The following is a 15,664-nucleotide window of genomic DNA, read 5'->3' as shown; positions in this document are numbered from 1 at the left end:
TCGAGGGGGGAGTTGACTTCGAGGGGGGAGTTGACTTCGAGGGGGGAGTTGACTTCGAGGGGGGAGTTGACTTCGAGGAGGGAGTTGACTTCGATGGGGGGGTTGAGAACTAACTTATATAATTCATAGCAGCAGACAGCAACCGCTTGGGCGAGATTGAGGGATGTGTAAGCGTCGCTGGAGGGAATGCGGATCAGGCGCTGAGCATAGTTTAATTCGGCGTTGGTTAGGCCACAGTCTTCTCGACCAAAAATTAGCGCGCTGGGGGCTTCTAAGAGCCAAGGTAAGGCATCTGCTGGTGCTTCTGGCTTTGTTGCTAAGGGGCGATCGTCTCCTGTAGTTGCGATCGCCCTTGTACAGCCTACCAAAGCCGCTGGCAAACTCTCAACTACTCTGGCATTTTCCAATATATCGGCGGCGCGCACAGCCATCAGTCGGGCTTCTTCCCCTAAATAATCGCACTGGGGATTGACTAAAATTAATTGGTGCAAACCCATATTTTTCATCACGCGGGCCACAGAACCTACGTTTAAGGGCCCTGCGGGTTCTACTAAGACGATTCGGATGTTGGCTGATGCCGTTGCGACCATTTTTACTGGGGAGATTTTTAGTGAAAATTGGGTTTTTTTCTCAGCAACAGGCAAGATGCCTGTTCCACAAAGGTTAATTTTCTCAGCAACAGGCAAGATGCCTGTTCCACAAAACTTACTTTTGCTTGTGGAACAGGCATCTTGCCTGTTCATAATTCAGAATAGTACAAGATATAAGTTACCAATCCACTGTCAAAATTAACATGGCTAAGCAGCGATCGAAATCCGATTTACCTACAAAAATTTGCCCGGTGTGCGATCGACCTTTTACTTGGCGCAAAAAATGGGCTGACTGCTGGGATGAGGTGAAATACTGTTCGGAACGCTGTCGTCGCCACCGTAATACCACCGAAAGTTAAGAATCTCTTGCCATTTGCAAAACCGAGGTTAAGATTGCAAAGGAAAAATTCTAGGTTAAGTTAAAAAGTATGGCATCGCAACAGGTACAACCAAAGTTAGTTATTCACGGCGGTGCCGGCAGTTCTCTACATAGCAAAGGCGGAATTGAGGCGGTACGTAAATCGCTTTATCATGTTTTGGAGGAAGTTTATCCCCTGCTCAAGGACGGTGCGAGTGCCGTAGATGCAGTGGTGCGGGGCTGTCGGTTATTGGAAGATGACCCACGTTTTAATGCGGGTACGGGTTCTGTGGTGCAGTCAGATGGTCAAATTCGGATGAGTGCTTCGTTGATGGATGGTTTTGTGCAGCGTTTCAGCGGGGCGATTAATGTTTCTCGCGTTCAGAATCCGATCGAACTTGCTAAATTTTTGCAGACTTCGGACGATCGGGTACTCTCAGATTATGGCTCGGCGGAATTGTTACGAGAACTTCACTTGCCGATTTACGATCCAATGACGGATTTGCGTTTGCATGAGTGGATGGAGGAACGCAAAGGCAATTTTAGCAGAGCCATGGCTACTGTGGTGGCGGAACCTGCCTCACCCCCCCTGTCCCCCCTTGGTAAGGGGGGAGAAAGGGGGGTAGGTACGATCGGAGTCGTAGCTTTGGATGCCGAGGGACGTTTGGCGGCGGGAACTTCTACTGGTGGCAAGGGTTTTGAGCGGATTGGGCGGGTTAGCGACTCGGCGATGCCGGCGGGAAATTATGCTACTGGAAGTGCTGGGGTAAGTTGTACCGGAATTGGCGAACACATTATGGATGAGTGTTTGGCTGCCAGAATTGTGATTCGGGTGACGGATGGTTTTAGTTTGAAAGCTGCTTTTGAGCGTTCTTTTGGGGAAGCTGACGAACATAAACGGGATTTTGGGGCAATTGGTATTGATGCTACTGGTGCGATCGCTTGTGGTAAAACTAGCGATGTGCTTCTAGGTGCTTTTCATAATGGTATGCAGATGGGCGATTGTTTGGAAATGAGCAAAGGAACGCTAATTTTTATCGCTTAAAAAGGTGAGTGCTAGCTAGATCCGCGACTTCGCAGAAGTTATCTGGGATCTGGCTCGGCGTTAGTTTAATATCATGTCCGGTTGCGTCGTTCCGCTATCATAGTTTTTTGTATTGGCTCTGAATCTATTTTAACAAAGATCGCCTTCAGTAGAATTTGATAGTAAGGTATGCTGAAGAAATCAACATTCATAAAAAAATGATAATAAAATTATGTTAAGGTGTAAAAGCGAAATCCTAAAGGAATTATTGCTATAGATTTAGTCAGGTGGTTGCCATGATTAGAAATGAAAATCAATATGAATGCACGCAAGAGTTACTGAAAAGATGTGAATATACGCTAGCCCAATATGACGCAAATAATTTAATCATCACCAATCACCTCAACCATTCAACCATCTCAAATCCGCAGTTGCCAAAGTTTAACAGTACCATTCTCCCCACCGCTGACCAGAGTTTCGCCCAAAAGCCCGATCGCAACTGCGGAAATAGGACTAGAATTTCCTTCCAAAGTATGCAGCAACTCCCCGCCAAAATTCCAAATTCTCACAGCACCATCAAAACAACCCACAGCAAAATATTTCCCGTCGGGGCTAATTGCAGCCGCTGAAGTAATCCGAATTCCCGTTTGCAGCGAATGCAATAATTCCCCTGTTTGCAAATTCCACAAGTTAATAATTTTACCACCGTGACTAACCAAAATTCGACTATCGGGAGCAATCGCCACATAATTTTCACTCCCAAAAGTTCCCCGCACTTCACCACTGGGAAGTTCCCACATCGTGACTGTGGCGCGACAGAAACCACTGGCTGCATTCAACCCGCTGGCTACTAGCATTTTGCCGTTGGGACTCAGGGCGATCGCACTAATGTCATCCCCTTGATAGCCTTCCAAAACTTGCAGCAATTGACCACTATTGAGGTGTTGAATCTTGATAGTGCCTCTGGTAGTGCCGATCGCCAAAATTTGCCAATCTAAGCTCACAGCAACGGATTCGTGGCGATGTACGTCTGCCAAACGCTTCAGCAGTTGGCCGTTTTGCAAGTTCCAGAGTTTGACAGTCCCTCCGCGCGATCGGGTCAACAGCGTTTTGCTGGCCGGGCTGAAAGCAACTAGCAAAACTGCCGTTGAATGTCCCGAAATTGTCCGCAACAATTCACCGCTGTGCAAACTCCAAACTTTCACTGTACTGTCGTGAGAACCCGTTGCGAGGTATTGTCCATCGGGACTGATAGCGACAGACAAAATGCTATCTGAATGGTGGAGAGTGGCTTTTAAGCTGACGCCTGTTAAGGTTTTTGGCTGCGTTTTATACCCGGCTATTTCTAGCCAGTCGATCGCATCTCGCCAATTTGTCAAAGCATTTCTCGGTCTATTTGTCAAGAATTCTAGATATCGGTACAAAGTTTTTGACAAATCAACTTCTACACCTTTGGTTTGTTTGTTGAGAATTATCGAAATTTCGGCGGGGCTGTAGCCGCACAACAACCCACAGAGATGGCGCTTTTCTACGGGTGTCAGCCCTCTTCTGGTGTGGGGCGCGAATTGTTGTTTGGCATTTGCTAAGTCGCTGTAAAGCTTTTGGGTATCCCAGTCGTTGCTGGCGCGTGCAAATGGTTCTTCGGGTGAATCGAGGGTGGAGGGTATCATTTGCGACAATCGCGATCGAGTTCCTAGTCAAATTCCTAACCAAAATCCTAACATTCGTTGTGCGCGATCGGACTGGATTCACCACTAATCTATTTCTAACACAGCAAACACGTCCGGGCAATACTTATGCTGTCAAGGCTATTGAGAATACCAAAATGGCGATCGCGCAAGCAAAGGTCAAATAATCTACATCTACATTCACTTAAAGTCAATTAAACATAAAATCATGAAACAGACATCAGACAAACTAGAATTCGTAGAAATGTTCGCATTGAGGCTTTGTTCAAAGCTCAAGGCTATGACGAAGAAGCTATGCAGGCTGCTCAATTATATGGTCTGGCTTATTGGGGAATGATGGGAAAGTGAGTTTCATATTATCAAGATTGATGCACTTAGACTCAAGAAACCGGGTTTTTTGCCAAATCGCTGGCTGAAACGAAGTATTTCGCAGAAAAACCCGGTTTCTGGGCTGCATTTTTAAGAATACGATTATGACTTTTATGAGGTTAATCAATGACATTTATGAATTGACTTGACAAGAAAACTGTTGAATAATTGTAGCTAATAACTTAGCTATAAAACATTGATGACGAATGAAGTCCTAAATCAACTAATCACACATGAGGAAATATGAATAAACGAATCCTGAAGAAAATTGTTTTTTTATTAATTGCTTCCTTGAGCTTGTTTTTCGCCACAGTCACTCATGTAGCGGCCCAAGCAGCACCTTTTTACTGGGAAAATATTAACGTCACAATCGACGTTCAAACGAACGGAGATATGTTAGTTACGGAAACGCAAAAATATGTGTTTACAGGCAACTACACTAATCAACGGTCTCGCTATATTCCTTTGGATAAGGTTGGTGAAATTAAAGATGTGACAGTTGCAGAAAATAATCAAATAATTGCCAGTACCACTGGGATTGAAAACAATCAAATTTGGATTCGTTGGCAACATGAATTGAAACCACCAGAATCACATACTTTTGTCGTGAAATATCGTGTGGTTGGTGGATTGCAGGTTAATGGTGAGAATACTCAAGTTTATTGGAAAGCCATTTGGCCCGATCGCAAATCCCCGATTAATGCCAGCCAAGTCACAGTTAAACTACCGGATGTTTTAGCGGCCAAAGTCTCTTCCTTCAAAAGCTTTGGCATACCCACAACAGTGCGTCAACTGGATGGTCAAACCTTTGCATTCACAGGAAAACAAGCACTATCACCAAAGCAAGAATTAGAAGTTCAAGTTATATTTCCTACAGGAATTCTTCAGTTTTCAACTCCATCTCCACAGGCTAGCAATAATTCCGGTTTCACAATAGATGGTTCTTCTCCACTAGGAGGATTTCTCGGATTCATAGTAGGATCGATAATATTCGTAGTATTTACATCACCGATATGGATACCTGTGCTTTTGTTAATGAAAGTTTGGTCGTTCTTTAGAAAAAAATGTCCTAGCTGTAAAAAGCCAACGCTAATCAGGAAGACCAAGGTAATTTCTTCACCAACCCGAAGTAATCATGGGGAGGATCAAATTATTTGTCACTGTGACAGTTGTGGTTATCACGATGAAAAAACAGTGGTGACAACTTACACAGAGCCTAGTAGTAGCAGTAGCGATAGTTATAGTGGTGGTGGTGGCGATAGTGGTGGCGGTGGCGATAGTGGTGGCGGTGGAGGTGGTGGTGGCGGTGATTAAGGAATATTAATGCAGCTTAATTAACGATCTCAAAAGTTGTCTAACAATTGTCAATTAATTACACTGGAGATGATACCGATGATGAAAATAATTGAAAAAACCGAACATCTTCTAGAGCTTAATCATCGAGAAAAATGGAATTTGATTGTTGAAACTTACATTTTTGACAAAAATGCAAGTACCTTAACGATTCAGAAGAGGTGGATGGGGGTGACTCAAGTAGTTAAACGATCGCTCCAAGAAATTTCTCAACTAGAGTTAAAAGAAACAGAAGATACTGAAGACTATAAATTCTATGAGTTGCGCTTGCTGATGAATCGGGGCGATCGCCTATCTTTGGGTAAAAGCGTGTATCATAAAGAACAACAGAAAATGGCTGACTTGATTCGCAGCTACCTTAATGCTCGATCGCACTTCGGCGCGCTTTAATCAAAAACTGATTAGCCTTCTCATAATTAGGGCGTTCTGGTAAGCGAGTCGATCCAAAAGCGCGATCGAACTCTCCATGCAAATCCAGCCGCCACCGATTCACCTCATCCCAGGGTACTTCCTGATTGCGGATAGACAAAAGTTGCGATCGATAATCATCCACTCGCACCGGCACAAAACCCTCCTTGAGCACCGTAATTCCTGACAACAACAACCGAATTAAGTGCATGGCGTGCTTCCAGCGAATTTCTCCTGAATTCCGCAAGTCTTGCTCCATTTTTTTAAACTGAGATAAAACGTAGCCGTTGTAAGTTTGATAAACCAATTTAGACAAAAAGATTTCCCGAATTTCCAGCAATTCGGCTGCTACAGGGGAAAGGGTTTCTACCAAAGGAGTATACAAACATTCCAGCACATTTGGATTACCTTTGAGCGCCACAATCAAAAACTTTTGCAGTTCCCAGTAACATTCATCATTTTGCTTGTTTTCCAATTGCTCTGGAATCCCATAAAGCGACCAATGAAGGTTTGCGGGTGGTTGATAAATCCCGCGCCGATCTGTATCAGATTGCGCGTTATCTAAACCATAGGCTTTGGAACCGACTATGCAGCGGTAAATGACAGAATCATACAGGTTATATTCTGCTAAAAAATCTGCTTTTGACTGCAATCCTTCGCTCTGAAACTGCTTGCGGATAGTGAGTTCGTGTCGCCGCAAACTGATTTCTGTGCCGTCTGGGAGTTTGACTAAATATGCGTGAGAATTATCCGTAGGCGATTGAACGATGACACCTACTGCTCCTGGTTTCCAAGATTGATTAGTGGCGGGGTTTTTGACCTCGATTTTGGTGACAATCTGGGTTCCTGCGGGGATGATTAAGTTGAAATTTTGGGGAATATTGGCATTTGCCATGAGGGAACCTCCTGCGGGGCACGAGTTACAATATCATTGTAGCATAGGTGTAGTATAAAAAAGGGGGATTGGGCGATCGCGGATTTGGCCTTGTTGAAAATTGTCTAATTATCAAGGAGGAATACCGCCAGCGGGTTGAGGCGAAGATATTGGAGATTTTTGAGACTCACCCGACAATCGCAGCAATTCGCGGGAAGCAGTAACGGACTTGCAACTGGTGGCGTTAGAGTGTACAGTGAGGTAAGAGTTGCGCGGGGGGAACCGCCAGTTGTCGAAGTCGAATATTCGCAAGGCGTTTAATTTGAAGGTAAATAGTTTATTATCGTTTCTGCAAGAGTTATTCGAGATTGAGGGATTGCCGGATTATCCAGATGTGGTAAGGTTGATTGAATTTGCTGAAGACTTTGCCACGTAAGCGGATGATTATTTAATTTTTTCTAAATAATAAAGATTATGAAAGAGGTAAGAATGATGAGCAAATCGCAAGAGAATCTTGAGAAAGTAGAACAACAAATCGAAACTCGCCAAAAAAATGTTGCTTATGATACTCGTGAATTTACAATTGAAATTATTGTTAATAAATTTTTGAAAGAAATAGACAAAGACAATAATGAACTCTATGTTCCTGAATATCAAAGGGAGTTTGTTTGGGATGAACGTAGACAATCTAGATTTATCGAGTCAGTTATCCTTGGATTACCTATCCCTCTGATTTTTGTTGCAGAAATTAGTGAGGATGGGAGATTAGAAATTGTTGATGGTTCTCAAAGAATTAGAACTCTAGCTGCTTTTCTCAATGATAAGCTTAAGCTAGAAGGATTAACTACTTTATCATATTTAAATGACTTTGTATTTTCCGAATTGCCTATTTCTCGCCAGAGAAAAGTTAAAAATCTTCCCATGAGAATGATTGTACTTTCATCAAAGGCAACGGAAGAAGTTAGGAATGATATGTTTGATCGTATCAACACTAGCAGTGTTGCTTTGACACCAATGGAAAAGAGAAAAGGAATCTATAAAGGTAAATTTAATGACTTGGTGTTTGAATGCGCTCAGAATGCAATATTTAGAAAATTATGTCCAATAGGCACTCATTTTGAAGACAGACAAGAAGAAGCAGAACTTGTATTGAGATTATTTGGATTTTCAGAAGCTTATCCTAAATTCACTGAGCTAGGAAAAAAAGGAGTAGAAAAATATCTAGACGACTATTTAGCAGAGAAAAATAAAACTGCTACGGATGAAGACCTAGAAAAGAAAAAACAAGAATTTGAGTCAGTAGTTAGTTTTGTTGAAAAGACCTTTCCTTCGGGATTTGCTAAAAACAAGAATACCAAGCAAACAGCTAGACCATATTTTGAAGCTATTGCTATTGGCACGAATTTAGCTTTAAAAGAAAATCCCCAACTCGTTGTAAAAAATAAAGACTGGGCTGTACTTGACAAAAACAACCGAAATACATTTTATGAAATGCTTTCAGCTAAGTATCACACCCATAAGCCTGATAAATTGAGAGAAAGAATTGATTTTGTCAAGACTAAACTATTAGAAAATAATGAGAGAATTTCTTAAAGACTTTTATCAACGAATTGAAGACATCAACAAATACTTTGATTTTGCTTCTCAAATAGTCGAGCTTGAAAGCTATAAATCGGATTCAATTACTCTACCAAACCATACAAATTGCATTATTGATAGCGATTTGCAGAAAGTTTTAAAAGCAAATTGTTACCTATTAATGTATAACTTAGTAGAGTCATCAATACGCAATGGAATTGTTGCAATTTATGATGCTATTCATGATGAAAAATTGAGTTACAAACAAGTTAATCCAAAAATACAGGAAATTTGGTTGATGAATAGAAGTGAAAATTTGTTGCAAACTTCAATCAATAGGAAAACAATTTATAAAAATCTAAAAGAGTTTTTGGAATACGCTCCTGACCAATTACTCATATCTTTAGAAGAAGATAAACTACCAATATCTGGTAATCTAGATTACTCTAAAATTGAAGAACTTACTAAACAGTATGGTGTTTTTGGCAGGAGTAGAAGTGATAAAAAAACAATTGAGTATGTTCTCAAACATATTACTGAAAGGAGAAATAAATTAGCACATGGTAGTATTTCATTTCGTGAAGCAGCCCAAGATAAACTAATGATAGACTTAATTAACTATAAGGAGGAATTAATTAACTATTTAGAAGAGGTTTTGAAAAATATAGATGAATATATTGACCAGAAAAAATACAAGCACCAATAATTAATACTTTAAGTATGCTCACTGACCCTGAACTCCGATCACCAGTTGACCCAATTTGGAAGAGATTACCATCGTCGGGAGTCTGGAACCCAAAGCAGGATGAGGCTTTTTATCAGCCGCGCAGGTTACAATGGAGAGGTTGCTGAAGTTAGAGCATATTATGGGGATAGAAGTGCAGGAGTTGATGAATTTTATAGATAAATGAACAATGAAAGTTAGAGAAGTTATTAAAATGTTAGAAGATGATGGTTGGTATTTAGCTAGAACAAAGGGCAGTCACCGTCAATTTAAACACCCAGAAAAGGCTGGAACTGTAACTGTGTCAGGTAATTTAGGCATTGATATGCCAATTGGTACGCTTAAAAGTGTTTTGCGACAATCTCAACTAGAGGAGGAAGATTAATGCGTTATGCTGTGGTAATTGAAAAAGGTGAAACTAGCTACGGTGCCTATGTTCCAGATTTACCTGGATGTGTAGCTGTGGCTGAAAGTTTAGAAGAGGTGAGAAATTTAATTAAAGAGGCGATCGCATTTCATATTGAAGGACTACAAGAGGATGCTTTTCCGATTCCTGAACCTGTCTCTATTTGCGAATATGTTGAGGCTTAAGCTAAACACCAATTACTTTCTATTTCCAGTCGGCAGTTTTGGGTTTGTTGAATATTGTCTAATTCATGATCAATTCTGCAAACAGGGAAACAGAAATAATTAACGTATTCTCTAAACTCTGAACTTCTGTAAAATCGCGATCGCCTGTAATTAAAAAATCAGCATTAGCAGAGAGTGCACAAGCAATAAACTTAGCATCTTTTTGATCTCTAGGAAAATCAATTTCAATAGAGACATCAATCAGTTTGGTTGAATCCTGAATCAAATCAAACCATCTTTCTTTCTGAACATCTGTTAATTTGAGTTTTCGTCTACTTAATACCTCCTGATACTCTGCTAAAATTTCTTCTGAAACTACCCACTCATAATCAGGTTCATTGATAACCCAGGTAATAATAGATGCTGGTTTTCTTCCAGCGATCGCCGCAGATACTAAAATATTAGTATCGATCACAACTCTCATTCTCCTCTCCGATAAGCTGCAATTTCTTCGGCAATTTCTTCATCAGTTAAAGGACGATCAGCGTGCAAAGCTTGAGTTTCTTCACATAATTTGCTAAAATTTTCAGCTAAAGCTTGTCTGTGCGGATCTGGCTGATAACTATTTTTAAGTTCTCGGCTAATTTTACTTTTTTCTGCTAGTAACTCTTGTGCAGGTTTTCCTGAAATAATTTTTACTACTTGCCGAGGTTGATTAAGATATTGTTTTTCTGATAAAGCTTTTAAAGCATCAGTAATTACCTGATCGGGGGTTGTATATTTCCCTGTTTCTAACTGTTGTTTCAGTAATTTTTCTTGTTCGGAGTTCAGAATTATTTGGGTCATAAAGCTGCCTCCATTTAAAATTTTTAATGGGCGATGCAGGATTTGAACCTGCGACATCTACCGTGTGAAGGTAGCGCGCTACCACTGTGCCAATCGCCCGTAGATCACTAACATACCACACAAACTCCAGATTTGCAACTAAAATTTTCCAAGTAATTCAGTTACACTCGACACAATGCCCATAAGACAGGCATTTGTCGAGTCTAGCATCAATCAACCACCCACCAGCCCGCCGCTGGGCCGACAAATCGTACTACAACCCACCAAGCAATCAGCAAACTAATCCCGATCCAGCTTCCGCGACTTGTCCACTTTACAAAATCTTCGCTTTGGGTTTTCGTGATCGGCAGCCAAGGATAGATACGTTCTTCTTCACCATACTTGTCGCCGATCGCCTGTTTGCGACGTTTAGATTCGCCCATAATCTTTGTCTACTAAATTAGATTTCCAATTGGATACTGAACCAAATTATACGCCAACAGGTCAAACCCGCCCCTAGGGTTTAATTTTTACCGTTTCCGGTAGTTAACAAAACCCGCTTTGCTAAAGGTTCTGGTACTTCCTGCAACCGATCGAATTCCCAGTGGAAAAAGCCGACTCCCATGGTTTGCGATCGCAATTCGACGATAGAATCCTGCATTTCTGCTAGCGGCACATAAGCTGTAACGGTATCCCATCCTTTCCAGTTTGATTTGCTTTCGTAGCCGAGAATTTGACCGCGGCGACCGCTCACTAATTGCAGCACTTTTGAGGTAAACTCCTTGGGAGCGTGAATCTCCACTTTGGCGATCGGCTCCAGCAACACCGATTCACACTTCGACATCCCCTCCTGCATCGCCAAACGCGCCGCCTGCTTGAAAGCTTGTTCCGAACTATCGACGCTGTGATAGGAACCGTTTGTCAGTGTCACAGCTACGTCTACCACAGGGAAACCGAGGGGGCCGCGATCGAGATATTCGCGCACCCCAATTTCTACACCGGGAATGTACTGTTTGGGGACGACTCCACCGACGATGCGATCGCAGAAATTGAAGCCTTCTCCTCGTGGCTGCGGTTGAATGTCTAGGTAAACGTCACCAAATTGTCCATGGCCACCGCTTTGGTGTTTGTAGCGCCCGTGGATGGCTGATGCGGGTTTGCGGATGGTTTCTTTGTAGGGTACTTGTGGTAAGTGAGTTGTCATCGGCAAGTTATACTTGCGGCGCAATCTCTCTAAAGATACTTTTAGGTGAATTTCGCCTTGACCCCAAAGTATAATTTCGTGGGTGTCGCCGTGCTGTTGCCAAACTAAAGATGGGTCTTCTTCCAGGATTTTGGCTAGGGCGCTGGTCATTTTTACTTCGTCGTTGCGTTTTTCTGGGGCGATCGCCAAGGCGTACACTGGCGACAATATTTCGGCTTTTGGCAATGACTTGGTGCGATCGACTGTCAGGGTATCGCCTGTTTTTACGCCTTCTAGCCGTCCCAAAGCTACTATTTCCCCGGCCCTGGCATTGGTTAAGCTTTGGGTTTGCCAGCCGTTTAAACGGTACAAACCGTTAACTCGAATGCCGTTCAAAGTTGCTCCATCTGCTAAGGCCCCCTGCCATATTCTCACTAACGATAGTTTGCCGCCCTGGGGTGTATAATAAGTTTTCAGGACTTGAGCGGTGACTTTTTCATCACTTTGTATAACACAGCGCCTTTGGGCCGTTGTTTCTGGGGCGGGGGCTTCTCGCAGCAAAGCTTCCAGTAATGGGCGCACCCCGAAATCTTGTTCTGCGATACCGATGAATACGGGCACGATTAAATCGGCACCCAATTCCATCTTTAAATCGCGGGTAATTTCTTCGGCGTCGGGGTTGATTTCTTCCAGCAATTCTGCAAGTAAATTATCATCAAAATTTGCCAATTCCTCCAGCATTTGTTGCCGCGCTTCGTTTTCTTGGGCTTGGAGGTGTTCCGGTAGCGGTACGGGATCGGCGGGGGCTCCTGGATGGTAGTGATAAGCTTGTTCGGTTACTAAGTCGATGAAACCGATGATTTTTTCGTTGTGTCCGATCGGATATTGGTGAGGTACGATCGGTCTACTAGAAATAGATTTGAGTGCGTTGATGATGGTGGTAAAGTTGCTACCGCAAGTCGTTTCGTCGGTACAAGCGCGGTCTATTTTGTTGACAAAAACTAGGTGAGGAATTTCCCAATCATCGAGGAATTTAAACAGCGGCGCGAGGGTGAGAGTTCGATCGGTCACGGGTTCACAAACTACTATGGCCGCGTCTACACCGATGAGTGCGTTGAGAGTTTCTTGAGCAAATTCGATGGACCCTGGACAGTCAAGAAATGTGAAGCGGACATTTTCGTATTCTGTGCTCGCGGCGTTCACTTCTGTGCTCATTTTGCGATCGCGCGCTTCGGGGGAACTATCACCTATTGTATTGCCATCTTTGGCATTACCTTTGCGGGTAATTGTCCCCGTCACCGATAGCAAACTCTCCAGCAGTGCGGTTTTACCGCTTAAATAATGGCCAACAATTGCAATGTTCCGCGTGGCCCCAATGACTTTGTGGTTCATATTGCCTCCGACTGAAAACAAGTTTTCAATTGCTCCTGGTGCATTAAATTGAATATCATCTTCTAGACTGTTTCCAGGTAATTTTTTATTGCAGTCTAGAGCAATTTTTGCTTTTGGTATGATTGAATACTTTTGACCCTAGCGTGTTTTGGGTGAGAAAACAAAAATTGTATTTTTTCTTAATATTTTGATTTTTTAACCACAGAGAGCGCAGAGGAGGAGGATAGGGGGACTTATTATTCCTAGTTAGGGTGGTTTTGATGTCGCTCTTGTTCTTATTTTGATTTTTTTTACCGCAGAGAGCGCAGAGAGCGCAGAGGAGGAGGATAGGGGGACTTATTATTCCTAGTTAGGGTGGATTTGATGTCTCTCTTCCTCTGCCTCGCATTTCTTTAATTTCTCAGCAATCGCAAGCCGCTTAATGTTACTATTACTGTAGAGCCTTCGTGACCGATGACACCTAAAGGCATGGTAATATTTCCGATAAAATTAGCCGCCAGTAATAGCATAATACAACTGAGTGCAAAAACAATGTTTTGTTTGACAACATTTTGAGCGCGACGCCCTAAAATAATTGCTTTTGCTAGCTGTTCTAATCGATCTGCCATTAATACGATATCCGCAGTTTCCAAAGCTACATCACTGCCAGCAATTCCCATGGCAATTCCCACAGAAGCTTGAGCGAGGGCGGGGGCATCGTTGATGCCGTCTCCTACCATGGCTACGGTTTGATACTGTTTTTGCAGTCGTTGAATTACGGCTACTTTGTCTTCTGGTAACAGTTCGGCATAGACTTCTTTGATGCCTAATTCGTGGGCTATGTATTGAGCTGTTTGCTGATTGTCTCCCGTCAGCATAATTATATGTTCTACGCCTAACTTGGTCAAGCGTTTGATGGTATTGGCTGCTTCGGGGCGGAGGGTGTCTGCTACAGCAATGATTCCCAAAAGTTTATCGCCATGACTCACCCAAACCACGGTTTTTCCTGCTGCTTGCAACTGCTGGCTGACTTGAGTTAACTCCCCAGTTGCTTTTACAAAATTAGCTTTACCAATGGAGATGATTTGGTTGTGGATTTTGCCGACAATTCCTTGGCCGACTTTGGCTTGAATTTCGGTGGCGACGGGAAGTGCTAATTGTTGCTTTTGGGCGGCTTCGACAATGGCAAGTGCGATCGCGTGTTCTGAGTAAGTTTCTAAAGCAGCAGCTAATTGCAGAACTTCTGTTTCAGTATATCCGGTGGCGGGGACAATTTGGATAACTTCCGGTTTTCCGGTAGTCAGAGTTCCTGTTTTATCAAAGGCGATCGCCCTGACTTTACCAATTATCTCTAACTGCGCGCCACTTTTAAACAAAATTCCCTGTTTCGCCCCATTCGCAATTCCCGAAAGTAGCGCGGGCATAATCGAAGCCATCAGCGCGCAGGGAGAAGCAACTACTAGGAAAATCAACGCCCGATAGATTGTATCTTCCCAATTCCAACCGAAAATAAATGGTGGCAAAGTTGCCAACAGCAAGCCAAAAACTACAATAAAGCGAGCATAACCACGCTCGAATTTTTCCACAAACATTTGAGAAGGAGGCGCTGCGGTTTGTGCTTGCTGTACCAGCCGAATGACGCGCTGAATCAAACTGCTTTCCGGGGTTTTGTGAACTTCCACTTGTAGCGCGCCGAAACCGTTAATTGTTCCGGCATAAACTTCATCACCTGCTGTTTTTTCCACGGGCATAGATTCGCCGGTGATTGAGGCTTGATTTAGGCTGCTAGCACCTTCTATAATTATCGCATCCGTGGGAACTATTTCTCCTGGCTTGACTAAAATGCGATCGCCAATTTGCAATTTATCGATCGCAATTTCCCGTTCATCGCCATCAAGCACCACCCTAGCAGTATCCGCAGTCAAACTCATCAAACTGCGGATGCTGCGTTCAGTCCGCTGCATAGCATAACCTTCTAGGGCACCGCTAATCGCAAAGATTAAAATCAAAACAGCGCCGTCAATAATTAAATGATATTCATGTCGCCACAGCCCCAAACTGGCCGCCCCCAAAGCAGCCACAATCATTAGCAAATCGACATCTAATTCATGTTCTTGAAAAAGCGTCGTTAATCCTTCGCGGGCGCTAGAATAACCACCGATGACATAAGCAGCCGGGAGGATGAATATAGCCAAGCCCAACCAGCCTAGTTGCAGCGCTAGGGAACCCAAAATGACCAGAATTCCGCAGAGGGTGGCGGTTAAAGCGTCGGGATGTTCTTCTGCTAACTGAGAGATGCGAGAAATTGAGATGGAATTAGGAGTCATTGGAAAAATTTGATTTGGTAGAATGACTCCTGTAGCCTAAACCTTGACATTAATGTCAATGTCAAGGGTAAAACCAAAATAAATTCAGCATCAATTTTCCCCTCGTTACATCCGACAGCCCGACAGGGATTGAAATCCCTGTCTCATAGCGCAAGTCCTCTCAAAGAGGACTGAAAAGAGTTGAAAATTGGATTTAATGTTTCAGTCGGTTTTAACCGACTTTTGCTATGAGACGGGGATTTCAATCCCCGGCGGACTGCGGTGAGTGCGAGGGCCCTCGCCTTCAACTTGCCATTCGTTACATCCGACAGCCCGACAGGGATTGAAATCCCTGTCTCATAGCGCAAGTCCTCTCAAAGAGGACTGAAAAGAGTTGAAAATTGGATTTAATGTTTCAGTCGGTTTTAACCGACTTTTGCTAT

The 15,664-nt window shown here is 43.0% G+C and carries 17 protein-coding genes and 1 tRNA gene; 9 read left to right on the top strand and 9 right to left on the bottom strand.

Annotated features, from left to right (window positions below; all coding sequences use genetic code 11):
* The coding region (locus ACBR23_RS22040) for an RNA methyltransferase (RefSeq protein ID WP_371125683.1) at positions 1–590 on the bottom strand (590 nt) is incomplete at its 3' end.
* A 203-nt stretch (positions 591–793) separates the two neighbouring features.
* On the opposite strand from ACBR23_RS22040, the gene ACBR23_RS22035 reads away from it, so the two are divergent.
* Positions 794–949, top strand: a complete 156-nt coding sequence (locus ACBR23_RS22035) for a DUF2256 domain-containing protein (RefSeq protein ID WP_341739902.1) — start codon at positions 794–796, stop codon at positions 947–949.
* A 69-nt stretch (positions 950–1,018) separates the two neighbouring features.
* Positions 1,019–1,993: an isoaspartyl peptidase/L-asparaginase gene (locus ACBR23_RS22030; RefSeq protein WP_371116111.1), complete on the top strand. Its 975-nt coding sequence runs from the start codon at positions 1,019–1,021 to the stop codon at positions 1,991–1,993.
* 398 nt (positions 1,994–2,391) lie between these two features.
* Here the strand turns inward: ACBR23_RS22030 and ACBR23_RS22025 are convergent, their stop codons facing one another.
* Positions 2,392–3,642, bottom strand: coding sequence for a WD40 repeat domain-containing protein (locus ACBR23_RS22025; protein WP_371120437.1), 1,251 nt, complete (start codon positions 3,640–3,642; stop codon positions 2,392–2,394).
* A gap of 630 nt (positions 3,643–4,272) precedes the next feature.
* Between ACBR23_RS22025 and ACBR23_RS22020 the strand changes: the two genes are divergently transcribed.
* On the top strand, positions 4,273–5,343 hold the full coding sequence (locus ACBR23_RS22020; RefSeq protein ID WP_371120436.1) for a DUF2207 domain-containing protein: 1,071 nt from the start codon (positions 4,273–4,275) through the stop codon (positions 5,341–5,343).
* 78 nt (positions 5,344–5,421) lie between these two features.
* Complete coding sequence (locus tag ACBR23_RS22015) at positions 5,422–5,772, top strand: hypothetical protein (protein ID WP_371120435.1); 351 nt, start codon at positions 5,422–5,424, stop codon at positions 5,770–5,772.
* Here the strand turns inward: ACBR23_RS22015 and ACBR23_RS22010 are convergent.
* On the bottom strand, positions 5,741–6,685 hold the full coding sequence (locus ACBR23_RS22010; protein ID WP_371120434.1) for a DNA polymerase beta superfamily protein: 945 nt from the start codon (positions 6,683–6,685) through the stop codon (positions 5,741–5,743). The two genes, ACBR23_RS22015 and ACBR23_RS22010, sit on opposite strands and share 32 nt — an antisense overlap.
* A gap of 268 nt (positions 6,686–6,953) precedes the next feature.
* Between ACBR23_RS22010 and ACBR23_RS22005 the strand changes: the two genes are divergently transcribed.
* The 5 genes from ACBR23_RS22005 to ACBR23_RS21985 all read left to right on the top strand — a co-directional run bounded on the left by ACBR23_RS22005 (position 6,954) and on the right by ACBR23_RS21985 (position 9,557).
* Positions 6,954–7,100 (top strand): hypothetical protein, encoded by a 147-nt coding sequence (locus ACBR23_RS22005; RefSeq protein ID WP_371120433.1) that lies wholly within the window; start codon positions 6,954–6,956, stop codon positions 7,098–7,100.
* A gap of 38 nt (positions 7,101–7,138) precedes the next feature.
* Positions 7,139–8,257 (top strand): DUF262 domain-containing protein, encoded by a 1,119-nt coding sequence (locus ACBR23_RS22000; RefSeq protein WP_371120432.1) that lies wholly within the window; start codon positions 7,139–7,141, stop codon positions 8,255–8,257.
* A complete protein-coding gene (locus tag ACBR23_RS21995; RefSeq protein ID WP_371120431.1) occupies positions 8,241–8,948 on the top strand; it encodes an MAE_28990/MAE_18760 family HEPN-like nuclease in 708 nt (235 codons plus the stop codon). Before ACBR23_RS22000 ends, ACBR23_RS21995 begins: the two co-directional genes overlap by 17 nt.
* Before the next feature lie 208 nt (positions 8,949–9,156).
* A complete protein-coding gene (locus tag ACBR23_RS21990; RefSeq protein ID WP_333422793.1) occupies positions 9,157–9,351 on the top strand; it encodes a type II toxin-antitoxin system HicA family toxin in 195 nt (64 codons plus the stop codon).
* A complete protein-coding gene (locus ACBR23_RS21985; protein WP_236506884.1) occupies positions 9,351–9,557 on the top strand; it encodes a type II toxin-antitoxin system HicB family antitoxin in 207 nt (68 codons plus the stop codon). The genes ACBR23_RS21990 and ACBR23_RS21985 overlap by 1 nt, the downstream gene beginning before the upstream one ends.
* Positions 9,558–9,615: 58 nt before the next feature.
* On the opposite strand, the gene ACBR23_RS21980 is transcribed toward ACBR23_RS21985, so the two are convergent.
* The 6 genes from ACBR23_RS21980 to ACBR23_RS21955 form a co-directional block, all read right to left on the bottom strand.
* Positions 9,616–10,011: a putative toxin-antitoxin system toxin component, PIN family gene (locus tag ACBR23_RS21980; RefSeq protein ID WP_371120995.1), complete on the bottom strand. Its 396-nt coding sequence runs from the start codon at positions 10,009–10,011 to the stop codon at positions 9,616–9,618.
* Positions 10,012–10,016: 5 nt separating this feature from the next.
* Complete coding sequence (locus tag ACBR23_RS21975; RefSeq protein ID WP_371120429.1) at positions 10,017–10,382, bottom strand: hypothetical protein; 366 nt, start codon at positions 10,380–10,382, stop codon at positions 10,017–10,019.
* Positions 10,383–10,409: 27 nt separating this feature from the next.
* Positions 10,410–10,481: transfer RNA gene (locus tag ACBR23_RS21970), tRNA-Val, on the bottom strand.
* Between the two features lie 110 nt (positions 10,482–10,591).
* Positions 10,592–10,804 (bottom strand): DUF2839 domain-containing protein, encoded by a 213-nt coding sequence (locus ACBR23_RS21965; RefSeq protein WP_371120428.1) that lies wholly within the window; start codon positions 10,802–10,804, stop codon positions 10,592–10,594.
* Between the two features lie 80 nt (positions 10,805–10,884).
* Complete coding sequence (locus ACBR23_RS21960; RefSeq protein WP_371120427.1) at positions 10,885–12,936, bottom strand: elongation factor G; 2,052 nt, start codon at positions 12,934–12,936, stop codon at positions 10,885–10,887.
* Positions 12,937–13,328: 392 nt separating this feature from the next.
* Positions 13,329–15,242: a heavy metal translocating P-type ATPase gene (locus tag ACBR23_RS21955; RefSeq protein ID WP_371120426.1), complete on the bottom strand. Its 1,914-nt coding sequence runs from the start codon at positions 15,240–15,242 to the stop codon at positions 13,329–13,331.
* Between the last annotated feature and the right edge of the window lie 422 nt (positions 15,243–15,664).

It is taken from the genome of Microcoleus sp. (assembly GCF_041354475.1).
GTDB lineage: Bacteria > Cyanobacteriota > Cyanobacteriia > Cyanobacteriales > Microcoleaceae > Microcoleus.
The sequence above is the reverse complement of the archived record's forward strand: the minus strand, read 5'-3'. Positions and strand labels throughout refer to the sequence as shown.